A 24311-nucleotide genomic window follows, 5' to 3' on the forward strand; every position below is an offset into this window, starting at 1 on the left:
GTGACCGTCGGACGTCACCGAGGAGGATTCGTGTCCACTTCCCTGCGGCTCGGCGTCGCCGAGTTCCGCGCCCGGCCGGGCCGCGCGCTGCTGCCGGGCGTCGCGCTCGTGGTCGGTGTGGCCTGCCTGCTGGCCGCCCTGGTGCTGAGCGACGCGCTCAGCAGGTCGGTCGACGAGGGCGCGCCGCTCACACCGTCCACAGTGGGCCACGTGGTGGACGTCAAACGGCAGCCCTACGACGAGAACACCGTCGAGGCGAACCGCCCGAAGCTCGACGACGCGTTGCTGGCCAAGCTGTCGGCGGTCGGCAGGGCGGTGCCGGTGCAGCAGGCGCACGCGGACCTGCTGGACGCCAACGGCCGTGCCGGGGAGCACCGCGCCGAGGTGGAGGTCCAGCAACCGGACCTCGTGCGCTGGCCGCTGGCCGAGGGCAAGGCACCCGCCGCCGACAACGAGGTCGCCGTCGACAAGATCACCGCCTACGAACGCGGCCTCAAGCCGGGCGACAGGATCAAACTGGCCTCCGCGGACGGCAAGCCGTTCGAGGTCACGGTCAGCGGTGTCATGAAGAAGGGCGGGATGGACTCGCGTCCGATCCTGGTCGCCGGTCCCGACCTCGCGCGCAAGCTCGACCCGCAGCCGGACACCCTGGCGGTGTGGGTGATCGGCGGCTCACGCGAAGCCGTGGCGAAAGCGGCGGGCGCGTCGTACGTCGTGTGGGACCCGGCGCCGGACGCGGACAAGGTCGGTGACGACCTGAAGTTCATCCTGCTGCCGTTCAGCGTGCTCGCGCTGGCGACGGCGGTGTTCGTCGCCGCGGCGACGTTCCGTGCCGTCTACGCACAACGTCAGCGGCAGACGGCGTTGCTGCGGTGCATCGGTGCCCAGCGCGGGCCGTTGGTGCGCAGGAGTCTGTTCGAGGCGTTCGTGACGGGTGCGCTGGCCGGTGTGGGTGGTGCGCTGCTCGGTGGGCCGATGGCGTGGGTGCTGGCCAGGACGTTCGACGTCACGGGCATCTCCGCGCTGTTCGGCGCGGTGCAGCTGAGCCCGGAACTGTTGCCGTCGCTCGGATACGTCGTTCTCGGAGTCGTTGTTGCCGCGCTGTTGAGCGTGATGGCGGCAGTGCGGCCCGCGGTCAACGCTGCGCGCGTGTCACCGTTGGCTGCTCTGCGTGACGCGGAGAACGAGGTGCCACCCCGCTCGGTCCGCCGGCTGCGGCTGGTGTTCGGCCTGCTGTTCACCGGTGGCGCGGCGATGCTGGCCCTGGTGGCGGTCGCGGCCAAGGGCACCGCGGGTGCTCCGCTCGCGGTCACGTTCTCCGCGATCGCCGCGGTGACCGGACTGTTCTGGATCCTCGGCCCGGTGACGGTGCCGTTCATCGCGCGGCTGTTCGGCAAGATCGGCGGCACGCACTGGAAGCTCGCCGGCGCCGAGGTCCGCAGGATGCCGCAGCGGTCAGCCTCGGTGGCGCTGCCGTTGCTGCTGGCCAGCTCGATGGTGACGTTCTTCCTGGTCGTGCTGGGCAGTGCGCAGGAGATGACCTACACGTTCGCCAACGAGAAACGCCCGGACGCGACCGTCGTGGACGCGGGGGAGCGTCCGCTGCGGGTCATTCCCGCGCAGGACGGGGTGGCGGCGAGCGTCGTGCTGCACAAGGCCGAGAACGGGTCCGGCGTGGACCCGGACGAGTTCAAGGCGTGGATGAAGGCGCAGAACGCGGCCGGTGCCGAGCAGCTCGTCGCCGGGACCGCGGTCGTGCCTGAGCACTGGGCGGACCGGCCGTTCGTCGAGAACGACGGGAAGCAGTACAAGGTCGTGGGCACGGTGCCCGGCACGCTCATCGGCTACACGCCGATCATCGGCGGCCTGACCACGGGAGCGGCGGAGAAGGTGCTGGTCGCGCTCAAGCCCGGCGTCGACCCGGCGAGGTTCCGGGCGAACCTGCAGGCCGCACTGCCGAACAACCCGACCGTGATCGTGCGGACGGACGCGGACGAGCGGGCGAACGCGGACCGGTACATGCACCTCGGCACGGTGCTGATGATGGTGCTGCTCGGGCTGTCCGTCGCGGTCGCCGTGACCGGCATCGGCACCGCACTGACGATCTCGGTCCAGGAGCGCCGCAAGGAGCTCGCGCTCAGGCGCGCCCTGGGCGTCACTCGCGGCGGACTGCAGGGCGGAGTCATCGCCGAAGCGGTCATGTTGGCCCTCGTGGGCGTGATCGGTGGTGGCGTGCTCGGGTTCGGTTACGCGGAAATCGCGATCCTGGCGACCGGCCTCGACCTCTCGCTGCCGGGCGCGACGGTGGTGTTGCCGCTGGTCATCGGCGCGCTGGCGGTCGTGGTGCTCGCCGTGGTCGCCGCGTTCGGGCCGTCGAGGGGCGCTTCCCGCATTCGCCCAGCAGCCGGACTGGCGTCCGGATGAATAGGGTGAGGGGAGCTTCAACGCGAAGCTCCCCTCACGCTGTTGTCGGGGTCAGGTCATAAGGTGTTGCGTATGCGGCGGATCATGGGAACCGAGGTCGAGTACGGCATCGCGGTGCCGGGCGACGCGACCGCGAACCCGGTGCTCACTTCGACACAGGTGGTGCTCGCGTACGCGGCGGCGGCGGACATACCACGCGCCAGGCGTGCCAGGTGGGACTACGAGGTGGAGTCGCCGTTGCGCGACGCGCGCGGGTTCGACCTGGGCAGCCCCGGCGGCCACCCCGCCGACTCCGACGTCGAGGACCTCGGCGCGGCCAACGTCATCCTCACCAACGGTGCGCGGCTCTACGTCGACCACGCGCACCCCGAGTACTCCGCGCCCGAGGTCACCAACGCGCGGGACGCGGTGATCTGGGACAAGGCGGGCGAGCGGGTGATGGAGGAGGCCGCGATGAGGGCCGCCACCGTGCCCGGCCAGCCGCGGCTGCAGTTGTACAAGAACAACGTCGACGGCAAGGGCGCGTCGTACGGCACGCACGAGAACTACCTGATGCAGCGGTCGACGCCGTTCACCGCGGTGATCGCCGGCCTGACGCCGTTCTTCGTGTCGCGCCAGGTCGTGACAGGCTCCGGCCGTGTGGGCATCGGCCCGTCCGGCGAGGAGGCGGGCTACCAGCTCTCGCAGCGCTCCGACTACATCGAGGTCGAGGTCGGCCTGGAGACGACGCTCAAGCGCGGCATCATCAACACGCGCGACGAGCCGCACGCGGACGCGGACAAGTACCGCCGCCTGCACGTCATCATCGGCGACGCGAACCTCGCCGAGTACTCGACGTACCTCAAGCTCGGCACCACGTCCATGGTGCTCGACATGATCGAGTCCGGCATGCGGTTCGACGACCTGCGCATGGTCGACCCGGTCCGCGCGGTGCACCAGATCAGCCACGACCCGACGCTCAAGACCAAGGTCGAGCTGACCGGCGGCCGCAAGTTCACCGGCCTCGACGTGCAGTTCGCCTACCACGAGCGCGCCGCCGCCTTCATCGAGAAGGAGGGCATCGGCGACCGCGACGTGCTGCGCGTGTGGGGCGAGGTGCTCGACGCGCTCGCCCGCGACCCCTCCGAGTGCGCCGACCGGCTCGACTGGGTCGCCAAGCTGCGGCTGCTCGAGGGCTACCGGCAGCGCGACGGCCTCGCGTGGGGCTCCGCGCGGCTCAACCTGGTCGACCTGCAGTACTCCGATGTCCGCCTGGACAAGGGCCTCTACAACCGCCTGGTCGCGCGCGGCTCGATGAAGCGCCTGGTCAGCGAGGAGGAGGTGCGCGCGGCCATCACCACCCCGCCCGAGGACACGCGTGCGTACTTCCGCGGCCGGTGCCTGGAGCGCTACCCGACCTCGGTCGCGGCCGCATCCTGGGACTCGGTGATCTTCGATCTCGGTCGGGAATCGCTCGTGCGAATCCCCACGCTCGAGCCGCTTCGAGGCACGAAAGCGCACGTCGGAGCGCTGCTGGAGGCCTCAGACACCGCCGAGCAACTGGTGGACGCACTGACTCGCGGGTGATCGTCTACCCGAGTGGCTCAGGATTTTTGTCGGTGCCGCTAGGTAGTGTTCTTGTCAGGCGAGTGAGCGGGAGGCCGAGATGTCCCAGGAACAGAAGCAGCGCCAGGGTGGTGGCGACGGCGACGACGGTGCCGAGGGCGCTGCCGGAGCAGGTCAGGAACGCCGCGAGAAGCTCGGCGAGGACGTGGACGCGATCCTCGACGAGATCGACGACGTGCTCGAGGAGAACGCGGAGGACTTCGTCCGCGCATACGTGCAGAAGGGTGGTCAGTAGGCCCCTGGCGGCCTGTTGACCATTTCGGGGACGGGAGAACAACCAACACATGGACAACAGCTCGACCGGGCGTTACCCGGCCGCGGCGCTGCCCTCGTCGTACCTGACGCCGGGCTCGTCGTCGTTCACGGACTTCTTGCGGGCGCAGGCACCGGACATGCTGCCTTCCGCCCGGAAGCTCCCGGAGGGGACGATCCAGGCCCCGCACGGGACGACGATCGTCGCGGTCACCTACAAAGGTGGCGTCGTGATCGCCGGTGACCGGCGCGCCACGATGGGCAACGTCATCGCCCAGCGCGACATGAAGAAGGTCTTCGTGACCGACGACCACTCGGCCGTCGGCATCGCGGGCACGGCGGGCATCGCGATCGAGATCGTGCGGCTCTACACGGTCGAACTGCGGCACTACGAGAAGATCGAGGGCGTCTCCCTGTCGCTCGACGGCAAGGCGAACCGCCTCTCGGCGATGATCAGGGGCAACCTCGACGCGGCCATGGCCGGCCTCGCCGTGGTGCCCCTCTTCGCCGGGTACGACACCTCGGCAGCCGACCCGGACCGCGCGGGCCGCATCGTGTCCTACGACGTCACCGGCGGCCGCTACGAGGAGTCGCACGGCTACCAGGCCGTCGGCTCGGGCTCGCTGTTCGCGAAGTCGTCCCTGAAGAAGCTCTACGACCCGGACGCGGACGTCGACACCGCGATCCGCTCGGTCGTCGAGGCTCTCTACGACGCGGCGGACGACGACTCGGCGACGGGTGGCCCGGACCCGGTCCGCCGGCTCTACCCGGTCGTGGTCACCATCAACGGCGCCGACGGTGCCGTCGAGGTCCCCGAGTCCCAGGTCGCCACGGTGGCCGACGCGGTCGTCGAAGGCCGCCGGTCCCGCCCAGCAGGCTGAGTCCCCATCAGGTTCGACGTCAGGAGCACCACCCATGACGATGCCGCTGTACGCATCGGCAGAGCAGGTGATGCGCGACCGCTCCGAGTACGCCCGCAAGGGCATCGCCAGGGGTCGCAGCGTCATCGTGCTCAAGTACGCGGACGGCATTCTGTTCGTCGCGGAAAACCCCTCCAGCACGCTGCACAAGGTCGCCGAGATCTACGACCGCATCGGCTTCGCGGCCGTCGGCCGCTACAGCGAGTTCGAGAACCTCCGCCAGGCGGGCGTCCGGTTCGCCGACCTCCGCGGCTACCAGAACGACCCGCGGGACGTGACCTGCAGGTCACTCGCGAACGTCTACGCCACCACGCTCGGCACCTACTTCACCGAGCAGATCAAGCCGTTCGAGGTCGAGATCTGCGTGGCGGAGGTCGGGGAGTCGTCCGCCTCGGACACGCTGTACCGGTTGACATACGACGGCTCCGTCGTGGAGGAACCGCAGTACATCGTGATGGGTGGCACCGTGGATGCCGCCAACACCGCCTTGAAGGACTCCTTCGCCGACGGGCTGACGCTGGCTGAGGCGGTTCCTGTTGCGGTGAAGGCGTTGTCGGCAGGGTCTCCGTCCACTGGGAACGGTGGGCCCGAGTTGCTTCCCGCCAACAAGCTGGAGATCGCTGTGCTGGAGAGGTCTCGGCCTCGGCGGGCGTTTCGGCGGATTGCCGGGGCGGCTCTGGATTCTCTTCTGCCTGCGCCTACCAAGGGTGGGAAGCCTGTGGAGGATGTTCAGCTGCCTGGGTCTGAGGAGTCGTAGGGTTGTGGCTGGTGCGATTGGCCTCTGGGGTTCGTCCCCGGGGGCCTTTTGCTTCGGGCGCGTGCGCCGGGTGCGTTGGGCTTGCGCTTGCGTGGATGGCCCTGAATGCGAAAGCTTGCTCGGCTTCGCCTTCGCTGATCAGGTTGCGCAGGCGACCAGCAGTGCGGTCAGTTCTGCCGGCTTGCTCAGCTGGGGGCAGTGGCCTGCGGCCAGCTCCACCGGTGCTGCGCCGAGGCGGTCGGCTACCACTCGGCGCATGAACTCCGGGGTGAAGAAGCGGTCCTCTGTGCACAGGATGAAGTGCGTTGGGATCGCTGGCATTGCGTTGAGGGGCCACGGCTTCGCCATGACGGTTTCGGACATGCCCCGTTCGCGTTCTTGCGACTCCGCGGCCAGGTCGGGTGGGACATCGTGCCAGAACTGGTCTTCCAGGCCGCTGTCCGTGTAGCCCGTGTTCGTCCACCAGTCGGCTGGGGGCTCGCCTGGGCGCGGGAGCATGGCCGTCACCAGGATCAGGGCTTTGGCGTTGATCTGGTCGGCCACCAGTGGGGCAACGAAGCCACCGAAGGAGTGGCCCACGACCACCACGTCCGAAGTGGACGGCAGGGCGTCGATCGCCGCGGAGGCCCAGTCGGTCAGGTCCTTCGACTCGTCGGTGGGGAGGTCGGGGGCGATCGCGGTGTGGCCCTTGGCTTGCAGGGCTTCTGCTACCAGGTGCCATGACCAGCCCGAGTCGCCCGCGCCGTGCGCTATCGCGAAGGTTGTCACGGTGGCACCCTAACGGCGTGTGCTGGTGGTTTACCTGAATTCGTGCACGACCTCGATCTGGCCGACGATGTGGGTGTTGAACTCGTCCAGTTCCTCGGCGGGGACCCACAGTTCCAGGATGGTGTTGCCGCCCGCCTGCTGGACCGGGTAGCGCTGGAGGAAGTCGGACTCCACGTGGAACCTGGTCACGTAGCCCACGCCGCTGTGCGGGACGTTCCAGTCTCGGGCGATCTTGATGGCGTAGTCCTCGTTGAGGACGGGGTAGAAGATCGGCTGGTCTGGGAGGCGGGGTGGCCAGGCGCGCCAGCCGGACTGGCTGACCAGTTCCAGTTCCTCCGGGCCGGTGGGGCGCCACAGCACTGTGACCGGGGTTGCCTCGTCGTGAACCACTTGCGGCCCTTCGTGATCAGGTGGGCTGTCATCCTCGCACGAGGCCGGCCTCGCAGTGTTGCAGGCCGTTCAGGGTGGAACACCGGTGTGAGGGAACCTCGTTCACACAGTGGTTATGTCTCTGGCAAACGGTGATGCCCAAACCCGCGTGCGAGCTGGGCGGCGATCAGGAACCCTTGAGGTTGCAACGACCAGGCGGAAGCGTGTTTGGGGGAGACGTGGTCGGGGCCGGGCGAGTGAGTTTGCTGGGGGCGCCGGGGCGTCCTGCGGTGACCGGCGAGCGGGTGGCGGTCAGGGACTACGAGACGGCGGACGAGGCGTCGTGGTTGCGGTGCCGGGTGCTGGCGTTGCTCGCGACGAGCAGCTACGACGATGTGTGGCCGGTAAAGCGCAGGGCCGATCTCGAGTTGGTGGCGCCGGGTGGCGGCGGGATCGTAGGACTGCTCGACGTGTCGGTGCCGGATGTCAACGCTGTCATCGAGACCGTGGCCGTGCACCCGGACCATCAGCGACGGGGTGTCGCGACCGCTCTGCTCGGTGAGGCGGTGCGGCGGCTGGAGCGGTGTGGGGTGCGGACGCTGGAGGTCTCGGTTCGTGAGGACGAACCGGTGCTGAGATGGTTGGCGCGCAACGGGTTCGCGGAGGCTTCGCGTTCTCTGCACGTGTACGCGTCGGAGGACGAGGTCGGCACGGTGCTGAACGCCAAGTACGGGCTGACGCCGGTGGGGGCGTTCCTGCACGCCAGGATCGAGCGGGAGGCCGAGCTGCGGCGACGGTTCGAGCGCGTGCACGTGTGCCGCGGGATGAACAGGGTGCTGGGTTAGGCGCTGATGCCGGTCAGCCGGGCGATGGTGGCGGTGCTCGCGGACCGGACCGGGTGCGGGAGCTGCTGGAGGCGACCCGGCACGGAGACGCGTGTCCGCAGCACCTGCTGGTGCCTGCCGATGATCCGGAGTCGTTCGTGGTGATCGAGGTCGGCTGGCAGTGCCCGTCCCCGGTGGGGGCCGATCTGGGGCCGCTGCTCGTGGGGCTCGCCCAGGAGGGGCGGATGGCGGTCGACGACCTCCCCCTGGTGTGGGAGGAGGTCATCGACGCCTACCTCGAAGGATTGCGGCTGGAAGGCCGTGCGGTGTCACGTGATCAGGTCGTGCTGGGCTGTGACGGGTCGCTGGCGCTGCGCGTTCCACTCGGCACCCGAGTACCTCGTGGAACGCGCCATCGCGCTAGGAGGCGAGCAGCTCCGAGACGCGCGTGCGGACCTCGGGCGAGTCCAGGCCGCGGACCATCACGGTGGTGCGGCGGCGCAGCACGTCGTCCACTTCGGACGCCCACTCGGTGCGGCGCGCGTGCTCGACCTGCGCCCAGATGTCCGGACCGCCCGGGTGGACGCGCTCGAGCAGGGCCGGGTTCTCCAGGCCGAGGGCCACGACCTCGTGCGACGTCGTGCCGTAGTGCGTGGCGAGGTGGCGGACCACGTCGTCGGGCAGCGCGTCCCACGCGGTGTGCAGCACGTCGCCGACCGTGTCGGGCTGGGCCGATCCGGGCAGCGCCACGCCGTCCAGCGGGCCGTCGAACGTGCGGCCGAGCTCGGTGTTCACGCGGGCCAGCACCGTGGCGCCGATCTTGCGGAACGTCGTCCACTTGCCGCCGGCCACGCTGATCATGCCGCCGGAGCCCGCGGTGATCACGGTCTCGCGCTTGGCGTGCGAGGTGTCGCCGGGACCGCCGGGCAGGACGCGCAGGCCCGCGAACGTGTAGGCGATGCGCGAGCGGTCCAGGCCGGTCACCGCGACGCCCGCCTCGGACAGGATCTGGTCGACATCGGCCTCGGTGCAGGCGACCTTCGCCGGGTCGCCCTCGTACGCCTCGTCCGTGGTGCCCAGCAACAGGTGGCCCTCCCACGGGATCGCGAACGACACGCGCACGTCGTCGACCGGGATCGTCAGCGCGGCCTTCCACTCCGACGAGGTCCGCAGCACGAGGTGCGAGCCCTTCGAGAGGCGGATCGACGGGTCGGCGGACGGGTCCTCCATGCGCCGCAGCACGTCGAGCCACGGGCCGGTGGCGTTCACGACGACGCGAGCGTCGACGCCGAACTCGCCGAGCGAGTCCTTCAGGTCGACGCCGGTCACCTTCGCGCCGGTCTTGCGCAGGCCCACGACCGAGATGTGGTTGAGCAGCACGGCACCGGCCTCGGCGGCGGCGCGCGCGGCGGTGATCGCCACGCGGCTGTCGTTCATCTGGTGGTCGTAGTACATCGCGGCACCGCGCAGACCGTCGGCGCGCAGGTCAGGCACCCACTCAGCTGCCCTGCGCGCCGACAGGACCTTCCCCATGCCGTCGCCGAAGCCCGACAGCGCGGAGTACAGCGTCACGCCCGCACCCAGCACGAACCGGCTGTGCGGGCCTCCCTTGTAGACGGGGACGAGGAACGGCAGCGGGCGCACCAGGTGCGGGGCCAGGCGGTCGCCCAGGGCCCGGCGTTCCTTGTGGTTCTCGTGCACCATCGGCACGGCCGACGGGCCCATCGCGAGGTAGCGCAGGCCGCCGTGGACCAGCTTCGACGACGCGGACGACGTCGCGCCCGCGAAGTCACCGCTCTCGACCAGCGCGACGCGGAGGCCGGAGCGGGCCGCGGCCCACGTCGTCGCGATGCCCAGGATGCCGCCGCCGATCACGACGACGTCGAACCTGCCGTGCTGGAGCTCTTCGCGAGCCCGGTCCCGCTGGGAAAGGCCAAAAGAAGGATCAGTCATCGTCCTCGTCCATCCACCCGACGGTCCGCTCGACCGCCTTCTTCCACTTCCGGTAGCCCTTGTCGCGGGCTGCCGGGTCCATCGACGGCTCCCATTCGGCCGCCTTGTGCCAGTTGGCTTTCAGCGCCTCGATCGACGGCCAGTAGCCCACCGCCAGACCGGCCGCGTACGCCGCGCCGAGGCACGTCGTCTCGGCCACGATCGGGCGCACCACCGGCACGTCGAGCACGTCCGAGAGGAACTGCATGAGCAGGTTGTTGGCTGTCATTCCGCCGTCTACCCGCAACGTCGTGAGGTCGACGCCGGAGTCGGCGTTCATCGCGTCCACGACCTCACGCGTCTGCCACGCGGAGGCCTCCAGCACGGCCCGTGCGAGGTGCCCGCGCGAGATGTAGCCCGTCAGGCCCGCGATCACGCCGCGCGCGTCGCTTCGCCAGTGCGGCGCGAAAAGCCCGGAGAACGCCGGCACGAAGTACGCGCCGCCGTTGTCGTCGACCGTGCGGGCGAGCGTCTCGATCTCCGCCGCCGACGAGATCAGGCCGACCTTGTCGCGGAACCACTGCACCAGTGCGCCCGTCACGGCGACCGCGCCCTCCAGCGCGTACGCGGCGGGCTCGTCGCCGATCTTGTAGCCGACGGTGGTCAGGAGCCCGTTCTGCGAGCGCACCGGCTGGTCACCGGTGTTGATCAGCAGGAACGCGCCGGTGCCGTACGTGCACTTGCCTTCTCCGGGCGTGAAGCAGGTCTGGCCGAACAGCGCGGCCTGCTGGTCGCCGAGCGCCGACGCGACGGGCACGCCCTCGTACGTGCCGTAGACCTCGGAGGAGGACCGGATCTCGGGCAGCATCGCGAGCGGGACGTCCATCGCGGACACCGGCTCGGGGTCCCAGTCGAGGGTCTCCAGGTTCATCAGCATGGTGCGCGACGCGTTCGTCACGTCGGTGACGTGGCGGCCGGTCAGGTTCCAGATCAGCCAGGTGTCCATGGTGCCGAACAGGACCTCGCCGCGTTCGGCCTTGGCGCGAAGGCCCTCGACGTTGTCGAGCAGCCACCGCAGCTTCGGGCCGGAGAAGTAGGTGGCGAGCGGCAGGCCGCTGCGTTCGCGGAACCGGTCCTGGTCGCCCAGCTGCTTGATCAGCGCGTCGGTGCGCGTGTCCTGCCAGACGATCGCGTTGTGCACGGGCTCGCCGGTCCGGCGGTCCCAGACGACCGTCGTCTCGCGCTGGTTCGTGATGCCGAACGCGGCGATGTCGGCGTGCGTGAGAGAGGCCTTGGCCAGGGCGTCGCGCACGACGGCCTGCACGTTCGTCCAGATCTCGGTCGCGTCGTGTTCCACCCAGCCGGGCTTGGGGAAGATCTGCCGGTGTTCGCGCTGGGCGACCGACACGATCCCGCCTGACTGGTCGAACACGATGCACCGGGACGACGTCGTGCCCTGGTCGATCGCAGCGATGTAGCTCACCCGTCTGCACCTCTCTGTGCCATTCGACATTGTCGAACGGTGACAGGCTACTACCAGGAGAGCCCTCCGAGCTCCCTGGAAACACTGCGAGCTGCCTCACGTACGTAGGACACGAGTTCGAGCCGTGGCGGCTGATCGGGTGACTCGCACAGCCGCTCGACCGGTCCGGAGATGCCGACGGCGCCCACGACGACGCCGCGCTTGTCGCGGATCGGAGCGGCGACCGAGGCCTCGCCCGCGACGAGTTCGTGCAGGTCGTAGGCCCAGTCACGGTCGCGGACGTCGTTCAGCTGCGTGTGCAGGGCGTCGTCGGTGAGCGTGTGCCGGGTGAACCGCTGCAGCTCGCCGTCCGGCCACTCGCCGAAGGCGACCAGCACCTTGCCGAGCGCGGTCGCGTGCCACGGCAGCAGCGCGCCGGTGTCGAGGGCCTGCCGGCTGTTGTCCGGCCGGAACACGTGATGCACCACGAGCACGTGCTTGCCGTGCATCACGCCGATGCGTACCGCCTCGCGCGCACGCATCGCCAGCGTGTCCGACCAGTTCAACGCCTTGGCGCGCAGCTCGTTGCCGTCGAGGTAGCTCGTGCCGATCTGGAACAGGGCGGCGCCCAGGCGGTACTTGCCGCCCTCCACCTCCTGCTCGACGAACCCGACCTCCTGCAACGTCCGCAGGATGCCGTGCACGGTCGGTTTGGCCAGGTCGAGCGCACGGGAGATCTCGCCGACGCTCAGCTGGTGGGCGCCGCCGTGAGCGAGCAGCTTCAGGACCTCCGCTGCTCGCTGAATGGACTGGATGGGGCCGGGCACAGACGCACTCTACCTGCGGTCGTTCGACAATGTCGAACACCCAAGAGTACGCGGGGAGCTTTCGTACTCCAGGAGCGGACGAAAGGGCCCCGCGTGGCGTCTCAGGGGCGGTAGATGCCGAGAGCGGCGGGGCGGGAGCGGAAGGAGAAGTGGGTGGCCCTCTCTCGTACCTCGCCATCTGTCGCGATGGACACGGGCGCACCGTGCACCTCGACGTTCAACGAGGCGACCTCGAGATGCCGGTACGTGCGCGAGTGCTCCAACGCCCCGAGCAACGCGCCCAGGAAGAACCTCGTCCGTGAGAACTGCCGGTCCGCCCGCACGTACCGCACGTCGAGCAGCCCGTCGTCCAGCCGCGGCCGCATCGTCGGCGCGAACCCCTTCGGCCGGTACGGCCCGTTGCCCACGAACAGCAGCCACACCAGGTGCTTGTCGCCGTCGATGGTCATCTCCAGCGGCTTGGCGCGCTGCAGCACGCGGCCCAGCGCGATCGCCGCCGCGGGCCACTTGCCCCAGCGCTTCTGAAGCTTCTCCCGGATCCGCACCATGTCCGGGTAGCCCCCGAGACTGGCGGTGTTGACGAACCACCGCCCGTTGACCTGCGCCAGGTCGACCCGCACACCGACACCGTCCGCGACCGCCTGCGCCGTGTCGTGCAGACCCGTGATGCCCACATCGCGCGCGAAGTGGTTCAACGTGCCAGAGGGGATGAGCACGAGCGGTAGGTCGCGCTCGGCAGCGATCGCGGCCACGGCGGCAACGGTGCCATCGCCACCGGCGACACCCAGCGCTTTCGCCTCCGGCAGCGAGTCCAGCTCCTCGATCGGCAGGATCTGCGCCTTCGGCCACTCCTCGGCGATCTGCGGCGTCGGATCCGGGCCGATGCCCGAGTGCGGGTTCACCACCACGACCAGCCCGTCGCCCTCCTGCAGCGACGTGAGGTCGGCGTGCTCGTAGGCCGACGCGGGCTCGTTCACGCCGAGGGGCCACCACCGGCGAGTCAGGAAGGCGGCGCCCACACCCACCGCCGCACCCGCCGCGACGTCCGTCGGCCAATGCACGCCCGTGTGGACGCGTGAATAGGCCACGGCAGCCGCGATCGGTGCCACCACCGCGCCTGCTTTGGGTGATTCCAGGGCCACCGCCGTGGCGAAAGCGGCGGCTGACGCGGAGTGACCGGACGGAAACGACGACGATGTCGGCCGGCGCGACAAGCGGCGTTCCACGGCGAGCAGATCAGCGGCGGGCCGCCGTCGCGGAAAAAGTGACTTGCCGACCAGGTTTGCGCTGGCAGAGGCCCCTGCGATGGCCGCGACACCCCGCAGCGCACCCCGCCGGAACGAGCCTTTCCCAGTTGCCAGAATGGCCGCGATGACGAACCACAGCAGACTGTGGTTGGCGGCTTTCGAAAGCCTCTTCAAACCCCTGTCCAGCCTGCTCGGAGGCAGTCCGGCGGAGGAGCTCATGAGCTTCTTGTCGAGAGCGCTGACCCGTTTCCACACCCCACCGACACTAAACCGCAACCGGCGTGCCGCCCGAACGGATCACCCTTCTCCGCCTACAAGTCGCCTACTGTTGAGGTATGCAGCGGCGGATCTTCGGCATTGAGACAGAGTTCGGGGTGACGTGCACCTTCCACGGGCAGCGTCGACTCTCCCCGGACGAGGTCGCGCGGTACTTGTTCCGCCGGGTCGTGTCGTGGGGGCGTTCCTCGAACGTCTTCCTGCGCAACGGTTCTCGGCTCTACCTGGACGTCGGCTCACACCCGGAGTACGCCACGGCCGAGTGCGACGACCTGGCCCAGCTGGTCACCCACGACAAGGCGGGCGAGCGGATCCTCGAGGACCTCCTCGTCGACGCCGAACGGAGACTGGCCGACGAGGGCATCGGCGGCGACATCTTCCTGTTCAAGAACAACACCGACTCCGCGGGCAACTCCTACGGCTGCCACGAGAACTACCTGGTCGCACGGGCCGGCGAGTTCTCCCGCATCGCCGACGTCCTGCTGCCGTTCCTCGTCACGCGCCAGCTGATCTGCGGCGCGGGCAAGGTCCTGCAGACCCCGCGCGGCGCCGTGTACTGCCTCTCCCAGCGCGCCGAGCACATCTGGGAGGGCGTGTCGTCCGCGACCACGCGGTCCCGCCCGATCATCAACACCCGCGACGAGCCGCACGCCGACGCCGAGCGCTACCGGCGCCTGCACGTCATCGTCGGCGACTCGAACATGTCCGAGGTGACGACGCTGCTCAAGGTGGGCAGCGCCAACCTCGTCCTGGAGATGATCGAGCAGGGCGTCCAGTTCCGCGACTTCTCCCTGGACAACCCGATCCGCGCCATCCGCGAGATCTCCCACGACCTGACGGGCCGTCGCACCGTCCGGCTGGCGGGCGGCAAGGAGGCCTCGGCGCTCGACATCCAGCGCGAGTACTACGAGAAGGCCGTCGAGCACGTGGCCAAGCGCTCGCCGGACCCGATGGCGCAGCGCGTCCTCGAACTGTGGGGTCGCACCCTGGACGCCGTCGAGTCGCAGGACCTGACGAAGATCGACCGCGAGATCGACTGGGCCATCAAGAACCGCCTGATGGAGCGGTACATGGCCAAGCACAACATGGACCTGTCCAACCCGCGCATCGCCCAGCTGGACCTCGCCTACCACGACATCCGCCGCGGCCGGGGCGTGTTCGACCTGCTGCAGCGCAAGGGCCAGGTCGAGCGCGTGACCGACGACGGCGAGATCGAGGCCGCCAAGGACACCCCGCCGCAGACCACGCGGGCCAAGCTGCGCGGTGACTTCATCGCCGCCGCGCAGGCCGCCGGGCGTGACTTCACCGTCGACTGGGTGCACCTGAAGCTGAACGACCAGGCCCAGCGGACCGTGCTGTGCAAGGACCCGTTCCGCGCGGTGGACGAACGCGTGGAAAGGCTCATTTCGTCGCTTTAGGCGCTTCACCGGAACTGGCAGAGTGCCGTCGCATGAGGATCATCGCGGCGGCACTCGCCGTTTTCCTGGTTCTTCCCGGAGTCGCCCAAGCCGACTCCTACTGGGAGCTCAAGCCGACCGGCACCGACGCCCGCCTGCGCGGTCTGTCGGCCGTGTCCGGTCAGGTCGCGTGGGTCAGCGGCTCGAAAGGCACGATCCTGCGCACGACGAACGGGGGCCGGTCGTGGGAGTCCGTCGCGCCGCCGGACACCACGACGCTGGACTTCCGCGACATCCAGGCGTTCGACGCGCGCAACGCCGTGGCGTTGTCGATCGGGGAGGGGGAGTCGTCGCGGATCTACCGGACTGCTGACGGCGGGAAGACGTGGCAGGAGTCGTTCCGCAACACCGATCCGAAGGCGTTCTACGACTGTGTGGCGTTCTTCGACCGGTTCCGCGGGCTGGCGTTGAGTGACCCGGTCGACGGTGAGTTCCGGGTGCTGCGGACGTGGGACGGTGGGCGTTCGTGGCACGTCAACGACACCAAGGGCATGCCTGACGCGTTGCCGGGGGAGTTCGCGTTCGCGGCGTCCGGGCAGTGCGTGACCACCCCAGAAATCGATTTGGGTGGCAACCACGCGTGGATCGCCACCGGCGGCGGGGCGAAGGCACGGGTGCTGGAGTCGCGCGACGGTGGCCGGTCGTGGGAGGCGTCGGACGTGCCGTTGCCGAGCGGTGCGGCGGCCGGGGTGTTCGCGGTGGCGTTCAAGACGCCGTGGCGGGGTGTGGCGATCGGGGGCGACTACCTGAAGCCGACGGATCCGACGCCGGCGTTCGCCACCAAGGACTTCCATGGGTGGAAGGCCGGTGCGCAGGCGCCGGTGGGGTACCGGTCCGGCATCGCCTATCGCGGCAACGGGCTCGTGGCTGTCGGGCCGTCGGGCACGGATGTGTCGAAGGACGGCAAGAGCTGGAAGGTCGCTGACACGGGCAGTTTCGACACGGTCGACTGCGTCGGGTTCACGTGCTGGGCGGCAGGGGAGAAGGGCAGGGTCGGCAGGAGCTGACCTCAGGTCTGCCCGGATGGACGTGGCCGCGCACGCCGCCGCCGTGGACGGTGAACGGGTGAGGACGAGGCGCAACGACGAAGAACCGGCGCACGAGACGAGCCACAGGCCACGACCTGCGCCGGACCACGACCTGTTGCGCCTTCAGGCCACCGCGGGCAACCAGGCGACCGTGGCGCACGTCCAGCGTCAGCGCCACGGCGCCGCACCGCGGGTCGGCACCCGGTTCCGGCACCCGGCTGGGGTGCGCAGCCCGCACCGGTCGATCACCGCGGAGTTCGACGGGCAGATGTTCCGCGTGCATGCCGGGAGTACGGCGTTGATGGCGGTGGAGGCGGCGTCCGGTCGCCCGGTGAGCGTCCGCTCGGGTGACGCACGCACGTGCGGCGGAGCGACCAGCGAGTCGTACAAGAACAATCCGCGTTACGTGGGCATCAGCGACTTCGGCCCGATTCCCGAGGGGACGTTCACGTTCCGGGCGGCCGAGTTCGGGCTGTTCGACCGGATGGAACAGCTGCGGATGATCGGCGGCGGCTCGTTCACCGACCCGTTCGGCCAGGCGTTGCACGGCGGCGACTGGGGTGCGGGACGGGCGCCGCTGCACCCCACCCGCGTGGTTCCCGCGCCGCGCGGCTGCGGGAACACCGGGCGCCGCAGTGGGTTCTACCTTCACGGCGGTTCGCTGAGCGGGTCGTCGGGCTGCATCGACATCGGCAACGCCGGCATCACGCAACTGCTGCGGCATCTGGCCGGGTACACGGGCACGGTCACGGTGACCGTCCACTACGCCCATCCCGCGCCCGAGGTCGGACCGCTCGAGCGGGCGATCGGCGGTGCGACGTATCCGGGCCAGCGCGATCCGTCGCTGCTCGATCGCGTCCGAGGTGCGTGGGATCAGCTGCGGGGCAACGAAAGTACCGAACAGTGACGGCACTGGTTTCCAAATGCGGTGGACCGGGGTAGTTCTAGCGCGTGTTCGAGGGATTCTCGTTGCGCCGCATCGATGTCGGCGAGGCCGTGCTGCGAGTGAGGACCGGTGGGGCAGGGCCACCGGTCCTCCTCCTGCACGGCCACCCTCGGACTCATACGACGTGGCACCGCGTCGCGCCGTTGCTCGCCACGGACCACACGGTGGTGTGCCCGGATCTGCGTGGCTACGGCGAGTCCAGCAAGCCCGGCGACTACTCGAAACGGGCCATGGCGCGGGACTTCGTGAACCTGATGAGTGCGTTGGGGCACGAGCGGTTCGCGGTCGTCGGGCACGATCGTGGTGCGGCGGCGGCGATCCGGCTCGCGCTCGACCACCCCGGCCGGGTCACGAGGCTCGCCGTGCTCGACGGGCTGCCGATCGGGGCTCATCTCCAACGCTGCGACGCCCGGTTCGCGCGGGCCTGGTACCACTGGTTCTTCCTGGCGCAGCAGGAGCTCGCCGCGGCGATGATCAACGAGAACCCCGATCTGTTCTACGGCGGGCGGTACCACGACACGCCGCTCGCGATGGGGGTGGAGAACTGGGCGGACTTCCAGCGCGCCATCCACGACCCGGAGACGGTGCTCGCGATGTGCGGCGACTACCGGGCCGGGCTGGAGGTCGATCGTCAGCACGACGACGCCGACCGCGCCGCGAACAGGAAGATCGCGTGTCCCGTGCTCGCGCTGTGGGCGGCCAAGGACGACCTCGGGGACCTTTACGACAACCTTCAGGACTTGTGGGCCGAATGGGCCGATGACGTGCAGGTACGTGCTATCGACTGTGGACACCACATGGCCGAGGAAGCGCCCGTGGAGCTGGTACGGGAGTTGCGCACGCTGCTCTGAACGGACCGTTCACAACAGGTGATGTCAAGGTTTCGAAGCACACGGGGTTAGGGTTTGTCCGTGGCCATCGCACGCGCCGAACGCCTTGTCAACCTGGTGCTGTGCCTGCTGTCGACCCGCCAGTACCTGACAGCGGAGCGCATCCGCGCCATCGTCCCGGGCTATCACGAGGCACCGACGGACGAGGCGTTCTTCCGCATGTTCGAACGCGACAAGTCCGAACTGCGCGACCTCGGCGTGCCGCTGGAGACAGGCAGGCAGTCCAACGCCGAGGGTGCCGAGGACGGGTACCGGATCGCGCGGCGCGACTACGAGCTCGGCGACATCGACCTCGAACCCGACGAGGCCGCCGCGGTGGCGCTGGCCGCACGGCTCTGGGACTCGCCGCAGCTCACGGGTGCCGTGCACGGCGCGTTGATCAAGTTGCGGGCCGCCGGGGTGGACGTCGACCAGGACACGCCCGCCGCCGTCGAGCCCAAGGTCCGGGCCAACGAGCCCGCGTTCCCGCCGCTGCTGCAGGCCGTGCAGGCGGGGCAGGTCGTGACGTTCGGGTACCGCAAGCCGCCGCCGGGCGGGCAGAACGAACGCACGGTCGAGCCGTGGGGCGTGGTCGCGTGGCGCGGCAAGTGGTACCTCGTCGGGTGGGACCGCGACCGCAACGACACGCGCTGCTTCCGGCTGTCCCGTGTCGTCGGTCAGGTGCGCACGGTCGGGAAGCCCGGCGTCGTGAAGGTGCCGGAGGGAACCGACCTGATGAGCCTCATCGCGCGCACGGAGGCCGATCCGCACCACACGGCGCCCGCCAGGATCTGGGTCGCGAAGGGCCGCGCCCAGGGGGTGCGCCGACACGCGAAGATCGTCGAGGAACGCGACGGCGGCGACGTCGTCGAGATCGACCTGAAGTTCCCCGACTCGGCGGCGAAGTGGCTCGCCGGGTTCGGCCCCGACGTCGTGGTGCTGGAGCCGGAGGTGCTGGCCAAGTCGGTCCGCGACCGCCTGCAGGGCGCACTGGAAGGAGCGCGGTGACCGCGTCGAACGAACGGCTGCCGCGGCTGCTCGCACTCGTGCCGTACCTGCTGAACCGTCCCGCCATCACGATCTCCGAGGCCGCCGCCGACTTCGGCATCACGCCCAAGCAGCTGCGCAAGGACCTCGAGCTGCTGTGGATGTGCGGCCTGCCCGGCTACGGGCCCGGTGACCTGATCGACCTGTCCTTCGAGGGTGAGACGATCACGGTCTCGTTCGACGCGGGCATGAACCGGCCGCTGCGGCTCACCGCCGCCGAGGCGTCGTCGCTGCTCGTGGCGCTGCGGGCGCTCTCGGACACGCCCGGCGTCGTCGACACGGACGCGGTGCAGCGCGCGCTGGCCAAGATCGAGTCGGCAGTCGGGAAGGCGCAGCCAGCGGGCATGGTGGTCGGGCTGGGCGCGTTCGAACGTGAGGAGACCGCGGAGATCCGCGCGGCCGTGCAGGACGCCGTGAAGCGCGAACGGGCCGTGCGCATCCGCTACTACTCGCAGTCGCACGACGCGATGAGCGACCGGGTCGTCGATCCGATGCGTCTGCTGCTCGTCGAGGGTCGAGGCTACCTGGAGGCGTGGTGTCGTTCCGCTCTAGGCGTGCGGTTGTTCCGGCTGGACCGGATCGACCAGGTGGAGGTGCTCGACGAGCCGTCCTCACCCCCTCCACATGCGCGGCTGACCGATACATCGGAGGGGTTGTTCCAGCCGCGGGACGATCAGAAGATCGCGGTCCTTCTGCTCGAACCGGACGCGCACTGGGTCGCCGAGTACTACCCGGTCGATCACGCCGCGGAGCTCTCCGACGGCCGCACGCGTGTCCTCATGCGTTACGACGACTCCTCGTGGATGGTCCGCCTGCTCCTCGGACTCGGCGGTGACGTGCACGTGGAGCAGCCGGCCGAGCTCGCGGACGAGGTTGTCCGCCGAGCGGAGGAAGCATTGCAACGGGCAGATCACCTGCTGTCCACCCAAGACGTATAACGTGTGCTCGTGCCGTACACACCGACCCTGGCGCTGATCGTCGCCGGCCTGATCGCGCTGGCCGCGATCTCGGTCCGAGTCATCCGATCCTTGCGTCGATTCGCCAGCGCCCGCACTCTGGTGGGGGACAGGGTCGGCGACGGTGTAGGACTGCTGAAGGCGCGGACGGCCGCGCTGAAGGTGGCCTTCGCCGAACGACGGCGCCGCCCGGAACAGGCCCGTAGCAGGGCGAACCCCGCGTACGATCGTCGTGGCGGGGGAGACAGGAGGATCACCAATGGGTAACCTCGGACCCACCGAGCTGATCATCATCGCAGTGGTGATCATTCTGCTGTTCGGTGCGAAGAAGCTGCCTGACATGGCGCGTTCGCTCGGCCGGTCGGCGAAGATCTTCAAGGCCGAGACGAAGGGCCTGCGTGAGCAGGACGCGGACGACGCGCCGGTTCAGCAGCAGCCCGTGCAGCAGCCCGTTCAGCAGCTGCCGCCGGCTCAGCCGCAGGTCCAGCAGCCTGTTCAGCAGCAGCCGCAGGTCGCGCAGCCGATCGAGCAGACCTCGCAGAACAAGGCCAACAACACCAACTGACCTCCTGGTCCTCTAACTCGTAAGGACGGTCACGGCGGTGGCAAGTCCGTTCCGGTGGTTCGCCGAGCGCCGGGAACGCTCCAAGCGCCGTCGGGGCAACCCCGACGGCACCATGTCGCTCAAAGAGCACCTGTACGAGCTGAGGCACCGTCTCGGCATGGCGATGCTCATCATCGCCATCGGTGCCATCTTCGGCTGGATCTGGTTCGGTGTGCGGCTGGGCCCGATCCCGTCGCTCGGCGAGATCATGACGGGCCCGTACTGCCAGCCGGACCTCGCGCCGTACCGCGTCCAGTTCCCCGGCGAGCAGGGTTGCAAGCTGCTGCAGACCGAGCCGTTCGAGGTCTTCATGATCCGGCTCAAGGTCGGTGCGGCCGCGGGTTCGGTGCTGCTCAGCCCGCTCTGGCTCTACCAGTTCTGGGCGTTCATCACGCCCGGCCTGTACGCGAAGGAGCGCAAGTTCGCGCGCACCTTCGTGTCGTTCGCCGCGGTGCTGTTCGCGGCGGGCGCGGTGCTCGCCTACTGGGTCGTGCCGCAGGGTCTGCAGGTGTTGATCAGCTTCGGTGGCGACAACTTCATCACCGCGCTGACCGGTGAGAAGTACATCTCGTTCATCATCACGATGCTGTTCATCTTCGGCGTGAGCTTCGAGCTGCCGCTGGTCGTGGTGATGCTGAACCGGGCGGGCGTGGTCTCCTACGAGACGCTGGCCAAGTGGCGCCGTGGCCTGCTGATGGGCCTCTTCGTCTTCGCGGCCGTCGCGACGCCGGGCACCGACCCGATCTCGATGGTGGCGCTGGCGCTCGCGCTGTCGTTGCTGTTCGAGATGGCGATCCAGATCGCGCGGGTGCACGACAGGCGCAAGGCCAGGATCCGCGCGGCCGAGGGCTGGGACGCGCTCGACGACAACGAGGCGGCGCCGTTCGACTACACGCCGTCCGACGCGGACGGCAACATGCCCGGTGAGAAGACCTCGGACAACGCCATCGCTTCGGAACCCGCGAAGCGCGTGAACTACGACGACGCCACGTGACGCGAGCGGCCCTGCTGGTCTGCCCGGCGTCGGGCAAGGGGCGGGCGGCCCGGATGGCCGGGTCGACCGCCGCCGCGTTGCGCCCGCACTTCTCGTCGCTGACTCAGCTGGTCGCGCACGACGCGGCAGGCACGCTGGCGATGGCGCGCGAGGCCGTCGAGTCCGGCGTCGACCTGCTGGTCGTGCTCGGCGGTGACGGTGCCGCTCACCTGGGCATCCAGGCGTGCGCGGGCACGTCGGCGGCGCTGGGCGTCGTGCCGGCGGGCACCGGCAACGACCTGGCGGCCGCGATCGGGTCGGCCTCGGTCGACGACGTCGTGTTCGGCACCCGTAAGACGCTGGACCTGGGCCGACTCTCGACGGGCCAGTGGTTCGCGACGGTGCTGTGCGCCGGCTTCGACTCCGCGGTGAACGAACGGGCGAACGCGATGCGCTGGCCCGCTGGTCCGCGCCGCTACGACCTCGCGATCGTGGCCGAGCTGGTGTCGCTGCGCTCGGCGCCCCTGCTCATCACCACGGAGACCGACACGTTCTCGCTGGACGCGACGCTGGTGGCCGTGGGGAACACGCCGAACTACGGCGGCGGTATCCCGGTGTGCCCCACCGCGGACGCGTCGGACGGGCTGTTCGACGTGACGGTCGTGGAGCACGCCAGCCGGTCGATGCTGATGCGCATGTTGCCGACGCTGCGCACGGGCACGCACACCGACCATCCGTTCGTGCGGACGTTCCGCGCGCGTGAGGTGTCGTTGTCCGGTGGCAATGATTGGATCGCTTACGCCGATGGCGAACGCCAGGAGGCACTGCCCGTCTCGGTTCGGACGGTTCCAGGAGCTCTCACAGTCGTGGGTCGCTAATCTTTGGGGCTGTTCGTTCCGCTTTCAGCTTTCGGTGGGGATGCATGGAAACGCTCGAGTTTCAGTCCGAGGCGCGTCAGCTGCTGCAGTTGATGATCCACTCGATCTACTCGAACAAGGACACGTTCCTGCGCGAGCTCGTGTCGAACGCCTCGGACGCACTGGACAAGCTGCGCCTGGAATCGTTCCGCGACAAGGACATGAAGGTCGACATCGACGACCTCCACATCGTGATCGAGTCCGACCCGGCCGAGCGCACGCTGACCGTGCGCGACAACGGCATCGGCATGACGCGCGAGGACGTCGTGCGGCTCATCGGCACGATCGCGAAGTCGGGCACCGCTGAGTTCCTGCGCCAGCTCAAGGACCAGCAGTCGTCGTCCTCGGACCTGATCGGCCAGTTCGGCATCGGCTTCTACTCGTCGTTCATGGTGGCCGACAAGGTCACGCTGGTGACGAAGTACCCGCACGCCGAGAAGGGCGTCCGCTGGGAGTCGACCGGCGAGAGCACGTACACGATCGAGGACGTCGACGACGCGCCGCAGGGCACCTCGGTCACGCTGCACCTCAAGCCGTCCGACGACGAGGACCGCCTGCCCGACTACACCGAGCCGGCGAAGATCCGCGAGATCGTCAAGCGCTACTCGGACTTCATCACCTGGCCCGTGCGCCTGGGCGGCGAGGAGATCAACTCCCGCAAGGCCCTCTGGGCCCGCCCGGCCTCCGAGGTGACGGAGGAGGAGTACGCGGAGTTCTACCGCCACATCAGCCACGACTGGAACGCGCCGCTCGAGACCATCCGCATGCAGGCGGAGGGCACCTTCGAGTACCAGGCCCTGCTGTTCCTGCCGTCGCAGGCGCCGCTGGACCTGTTCATGCGTGACAGCAAGCGCGGCGTCCAGCTCTACGTGAAGCGCGTCTTCGTCATGGACGACTGCGCCGAGCTAATGCCGGAGTACCTGCGCTTCGTGAAGGGCGTGGTCGACGCCGCCGACCTCTCCCTGAACGTGTCGCGCGAGATCCTGCAGCAGGACCGCCAGATCCAGCTGATGCGCCGCCGCCTGGTGAAGAAGGTCCTGTCCTCCATCAAGTCGCTGATGAGCTCGCGCACCGAGGACTACCTGAAGCTGTGGCGGGAAGTCGGCGCGGCGCTGAAGGAGGGCCTGCTCTCCGACTTCGACAACCGCGACGCCATCCTGGAGATCTGCTCGTTCGCCTCGACCCACTCCGAGGACGAACTGACCTCCCTCGCCGACTACGTGTCGCGCATGAAGGAGGGCCAGGAGCACATCTACTTCATGACCGGCGACTCACGCGTCGCGGTGGAGAACTCGCCGCACATGGAAGCGTTGCGCGCCAAGGGTTACGAGGTCCTCATCCTCACCGACCCCATCGACGAGATGTGGGTCGACTCCGTCCCCGCCTTCGACGGCAAGACCTTCCAGTCCGTCGCCAAGGGCCAGGTTGACGTGGAGACGGAAGAGGAGAAGTCCGCCGCCTCGGCCAAGGCGGAGGAGTTCGCCGACCTGCTCTCCTGGATGACCTCGTCGCTCTCCGAGGACGTCAAGGAGGTCCGCCTCTCCTCCCGCCTGACCACATCGCCCGCGTGCGTGGTCGGCGACGCCCACGACATCACTCCGACGCTGGAGAAGATGTACAAGGCGATGGGCCAGGAACTGCCGAAGATCAAGCGAATCCTGGAGCTCAACCCGTCCCACCCGCTGGTGGAGGGCCTGCACAAGGCCTTCGCCGCGGGCGAGCGCGAGTCGCTCGCCGACACGTCCGAGCTGATCTACGGGCTGGCGCTGCTCGCAGAGGGCGGGGAGCTGGCCGACCCGTCGCGGTTCGTGAAGCTGGTGGCGGACCGGGTGCAGCGCACGTTCTGACCGG

Annotated in this window: 23 protein-coding genes; 17 read left to right on the forward strand and 6 right to left on the reverse strand. The window is 69.2% G+C overall.

Features of this window, described 5'->3' with window-relative positions; all coding sequences use genetic code 11:
• Positions 1-30: 30 nt before the first annotated feature.
• From JOD27_RS04150 to prcA, 5 genes are all read left to right on the forward strand, one after another.
• Positions 31-2424 (forward strand): FtsX-like permease family protein, encoded by a 2394-nt coding sequence (locus JOD27_RS04150; protein ID WP_204760710.1) that lies wholly within the window; start codon positions 31-33, stop codon positions 2422-2424.
• Positions 2425-2496: 72 nt separating this feature from the next.
• On the forward strand, positions 2497-3990 hold the full coding sequence (gene dop / locus JOD27_RS04155; RefSeq protein WP_204760711.1) for a depupylase/deamidase Dop: 1494 nt from the start codon (positions 2497-2499) through the stop codon (positions 3988-3990).
• A gap of 79 nt (positions 3991-4069) precedes the next feature.
• Positions 4070-4264, forward strand: a complete 195-nt coding sequence (locus JOD27_RS04160; protein WP_109640227.1) for a ubiquitin-like protein Pup — start codon at positions 4070-4072, stop codon at positions 4262-4264.
• Between the two features lie 49 nt (positions 4265-4313).
• On the forward strand, positions 4314-5162 hold the full coding sequence (prcB, locus tag JOD27_RS04165; RefSeq protein WP_204760712.1) for a proteasome subunit beta: 849 nt from the start codon (positions 4314-4316) through the stop codon (positions 5160-5162).
• A gap of 34 nt (positions 5163-5196) precedes the next feature.
• Positions 5197-5958, forward strand: a complete 762-nt coding sequence (gene prcA / locus JOD27_RS04170) for a proteasome subunit alpha (RefSeq protein WP_204760713.1) — start codon at positions 5197-5199, stop codon at positions 5956-5958.
• A gap of 138 nt (positions 5959-6096) precedes the next feature.
• On the opposite strand, the gene JOD27_RS04175 is transcribed toward prcA, so the two are convergent.
• Positions 6097-6726, reverse strand: coding sequence for an alpha/beta fold hydrolase (locus tag JOD27_RS04175; RefSeq protein WP_204760714.1), 630 nt, complete (start codon positions 6724-6726; stop codon positions 6097-6099).
• Between the two features lie 30 nt (positions 6727-6756).
• The gene (locus JOD27_RS04180; RefSeq protein WP_307829881.1) at positions 6757-7116 is read right to left on the reverse strand and encodes a hypothetical protein; all 360 of its coding nucleotides are present in this window, start codon (positions 7114-7116) and stop codon (positions 6757-6759) included.
• A 236-nt stretch (positions 7117-7352) separates the two neighbouring features.
• On the opposite strand from JOD27_RS04180, the gene JOD27_RS04185 reads away from it, so the two are divergent.
• Positions 7353-7940: a GNAT family N-acetyltransferase gene (locus tag JOD27_RS04185; protein ID WP_204760715.1), complete on the forward strand. Its 588-nt coding sequence runs from the start codon at positions 7353-7355 to the stop codon at positions 7938-7940.
• Positions 7941-8339: 399 nt separating this feature from the next.
• Here JOD27_RS04185 and JOD27_RS04190 read toward each other — a convergent pair whose 3' ends face one another.
• The 4 genes from JOD27_RS04190 to JOD27_RS04205 all read right to left on the reverse strand — a co-directional run bounded on the left by JOD27_RS04190 (position 8340) and on the right by JOD27_RS04205 (position 13606).
• Positions 8340-9872, reverse strand: coding sequence for a glycerol-3-phosphate dehydrogenase/oxidase (locus JOD27_RS04190; RefSeq protein WP_204760716.1), 1533 nt, complete (start codon positions 9870-9872; stop codon positions 8340-8342).
• Complete coding sequence (glpK, locus tag JOD27_RS04195) at positions 9865-11364, reverse strand: glycerol kinase GlpK (protein ID WP_204760717.1); 1500 nt, start codon at positions 11362-11364, stop codon at positions 9865-9867. The genes JOD27_RS04190 and glpK overlap by 8 nt, the downstream gene beginning before the upstream one ends.
• A 20-nt stretch (positions 11365-11384) precedes the next feature.
• Positions 11385-12140, reverse strand: a complete 756-nt coding sequence (locus JOD27_RS04200) for an IclR family transcriptional regulator (protein ID WP_204760718.1) — start codon at positions 12138-12140, stop codon at positions 11385-11387.
• A 101-nt stretch (positions 12141-12241) separates the two neighbouring features.
• Positions 12242-13606, reverse strand: coding sequence for a bifunctional phosphatase PAP2/diacylglycerol kinase family protein (locus JOD27_RS04205; protein ID WP_204761167.1), 1365 nt, complete (start codon positions 13604-13606; stop codon positions 12242-12244).
• Between the two features lie 116 nt (positions 13607-13722).
• On the opposite strand from JOD27_RS04205, the gene pafA reads away from it, so the two are divergent.
• From pafA to htpG, 11 genes are all read left to right on the forward strand, one after another.
• A complete protein-coding gene (pafA, locus tag JOD27_RS04210; RefSeq protein ID WP_166046882.1) occupies positions 13723-15081 on the forward strand; it encodes a Pup--protein ligase in 1359 nt (452 codons plus the stop codon).
• A gap of 32 nt (positions 15082-15113) precedes the next feature.
• Complete coding sequence (locus JOD27_RS04215) at positions 15114-16127, forward strand: YCF48-related protein (RefSeq protein WP_204760719.1); 1014 nt, start codon at positions 15114-15116, stop codon at positions 16125-16127.
• A gap of 16 nt (positions 16128-16143) precedes the next feature.
• Positions 16144-17055 carry a hypothetical protein gene (locus JOD27_RS04220; RefSeq protein WP_204760720.1) on the forward strand — a complete coding sequence of 304 codons (912 nt, stop codon included), beginning with the start codon at positions 16144-16146 and terminating at the stop codon, positions 17053-17055.
• Positions 17056-17099: 44 nt separating this feature from the next.
• Positions 17100-17945, forward strand: a complete 846-nt coding sequence (locus JOD27_RS04225) for an alpha/beta fold hydrolase (protein ID WP_204760721.1) — start codon at positions 17100-17102, stop codon at positions 17943-17945.
• Between the two features lie 60 nt (positions 17946-18005).
• Positions 18006-18971: a helix-turn-helix transcriptional regulator gene (locus JOD27_RS04230; RefSeq protein WP_204760722.1), complete on the forward strand. Its 966-nt coding sequence runs from the start codon at positions 18006-18008 to the stop codon at positions 18969-18971.
• Complete coding sequence (locus JOD27_RS04235) at positions 18968-19948, forward strand: helix-turn-helix transcriptional regulator (protein ID WP_204760723.1); 981 nt, start codon at positions 18968-18970, stop codon at positions 19946-19948. The genes JOD27_RS04230 and JOD27_RS04235 overlap by 4 nt, the downstream gene beginning before the upstream one ends.
• Before the next feature lie 9 nt (positions 19949-19957).
• On the forward strand, positions 19958-20233 hold the full coding sequence (locus JOD27_RS04240; RefSeq protein WP_204760724.1) for a bacteriophage holin: 276 nt from the start codon (positions 19958-19960) through the stop codon (positions 20231-20233).
• Positions 20226-20531 carry a Sec-independent protein translocase subunit TatA gene (gene tatA, locus JOD27_RS04245; protein ID WP_204760725.1) on the forward strand — a complete coding sequence of 102 codons (306 nt, stop codon included), beginning with the start codon at positions 20226-20228 and terminating at the stop codon, positions 20529-20531. Before JOD27_RS04240 ends, tatA begins: the two co-directional genes overlap by 8 nt.
• 112 nt (positions 20532-20643) lie before the next feature.
• A complete protein-coding gene (tatC, locus tag JOD27_RS04250; protein WP_204761168.1) occupies positions 20644-21564 on the forward strand; it encodes a twin-arginine translocase subunit TatC in 921 nt (306 codons plus the stop codon).
• A complete protein-coding gene (locus JOD27_RS04255) occupies positions 21561-22421 on the forward strand; it encodes a diacylglycerol kinase family protein (RefSeq protein WP_204760726.1) in 861 nt (286 codons plus the stop codon). The genes tatC and JOD27_RS04255 overlap by 4 nt, the downstream gene beginning before the upstream one ends.
• Before the next feature lie 44 nt (positions 22422-22465).
• The gene (htpG, locus tag JOD27_RS04260; protein WP_204760727.1) at positions 22466-24307 is read left to right on the forward strand and encodes a molecular chaperone HtpG; all 1842 of its coding nucleotides are present in this window, start codon (positions 22466-22468) and stop codon (positions 24305-24307) included.
• The last annotated feature ends 4 nt before the right edge of the window (positions 24308-24311 follow it).

This window comes from Lentzea nigeriaca (assembly GCF_016907955.1).
Lineage (GTDB): Bacteria > Actinomycetota > Actinomycetes > Mycobacteriales > Pseudonocardiaceae > Lentzea > Lentzea nigeriaca.

Coding starts and splice junctions, on each gene's coding strand:
- dop (WP_204760711.1), top strand. CDS start 2,497: ATGCGGCGGATCATGGGAACCGAGGTCGAGTACGGCATCGCGGTGCCG.
- JOD27_RS04160 (WP_109640227.1), top strand. CDS start 4,070: ATGTCCCAGGAACAGAAGCAGCGCCAGGGTGGTGGCGACGGCGACGAC.
- prcB (WP_204760712.1), top strand. CDS start 4,314: ATGGACAACAGCTCGACCGGGCGTTACCCGGCCGCGGCGCTGCCCTCG.
- prcA (WP_204760713.1), top strand. CDS start 5,197: ATGACGATGCCGCTGTACGCATCGGCAGAGCAGGTGATGCGCGACCGC.
- JOD27_RS04190 (WP_204760716.1), bottom strand. CDS start 9,872: ATGACTGATCCTTCTTTTGGCCTTTCCCAGCGGGACCGGGCTCGCGAA.
- glpK (WP_204760717.1), bottom strand. CDS start 11,364: ATGTCGAATGGCACAGAGAGGTGCAGACGGGTGAGCTACATCGCTGCG.
- JOD27_RS04205 (WP_204761167.1), bottom strand. CDS start 13,606: ATGAGCTCCTCCGCCGGACTGCCTCCGAGCAGGCTGGACAGGGGTTTG.
- pafA (WP_166046882.1), top strand. CDS start 13,723: ATGCAGCGGCGGATCTTCGGCATTGAGACAGAGTTCGGGGTGACGTGC.
- JOD27_RS04215 (WP_204760719.1), top strand. CDS start 15,114: ATGAGGATCATCGCGGCGGCACTCGCCGTTTTCCTGGTTCTTCCCGGA.
- JOD27_RS04220 (WP_204760720.1), top strand. CDS start 16,144: ATGGACGTGGCCGCGCACGCCGCCGCCGTGGACGGTGAACGGGTGAGG.
- tatA (WP_204760725.1), top strand. CDS start 20,226: ATGGGTAACCTCGGACCCACCGAGCTGATCATCATCGCAGTGGTGATC.
- tatC (WP_204761168.1), top strand. CDS start 20,644: ATGTCGCTCAAAGAGCACCTGTACGAGCTGAGGCACCGTCTCGGCATG.
- htpG (WP_204760727.1), top strand. CDS start 22,466: ATGGAAACGCTCGAGTTTCAGTCCGAGGCGCGTCAGCTGCTGCAGTTG.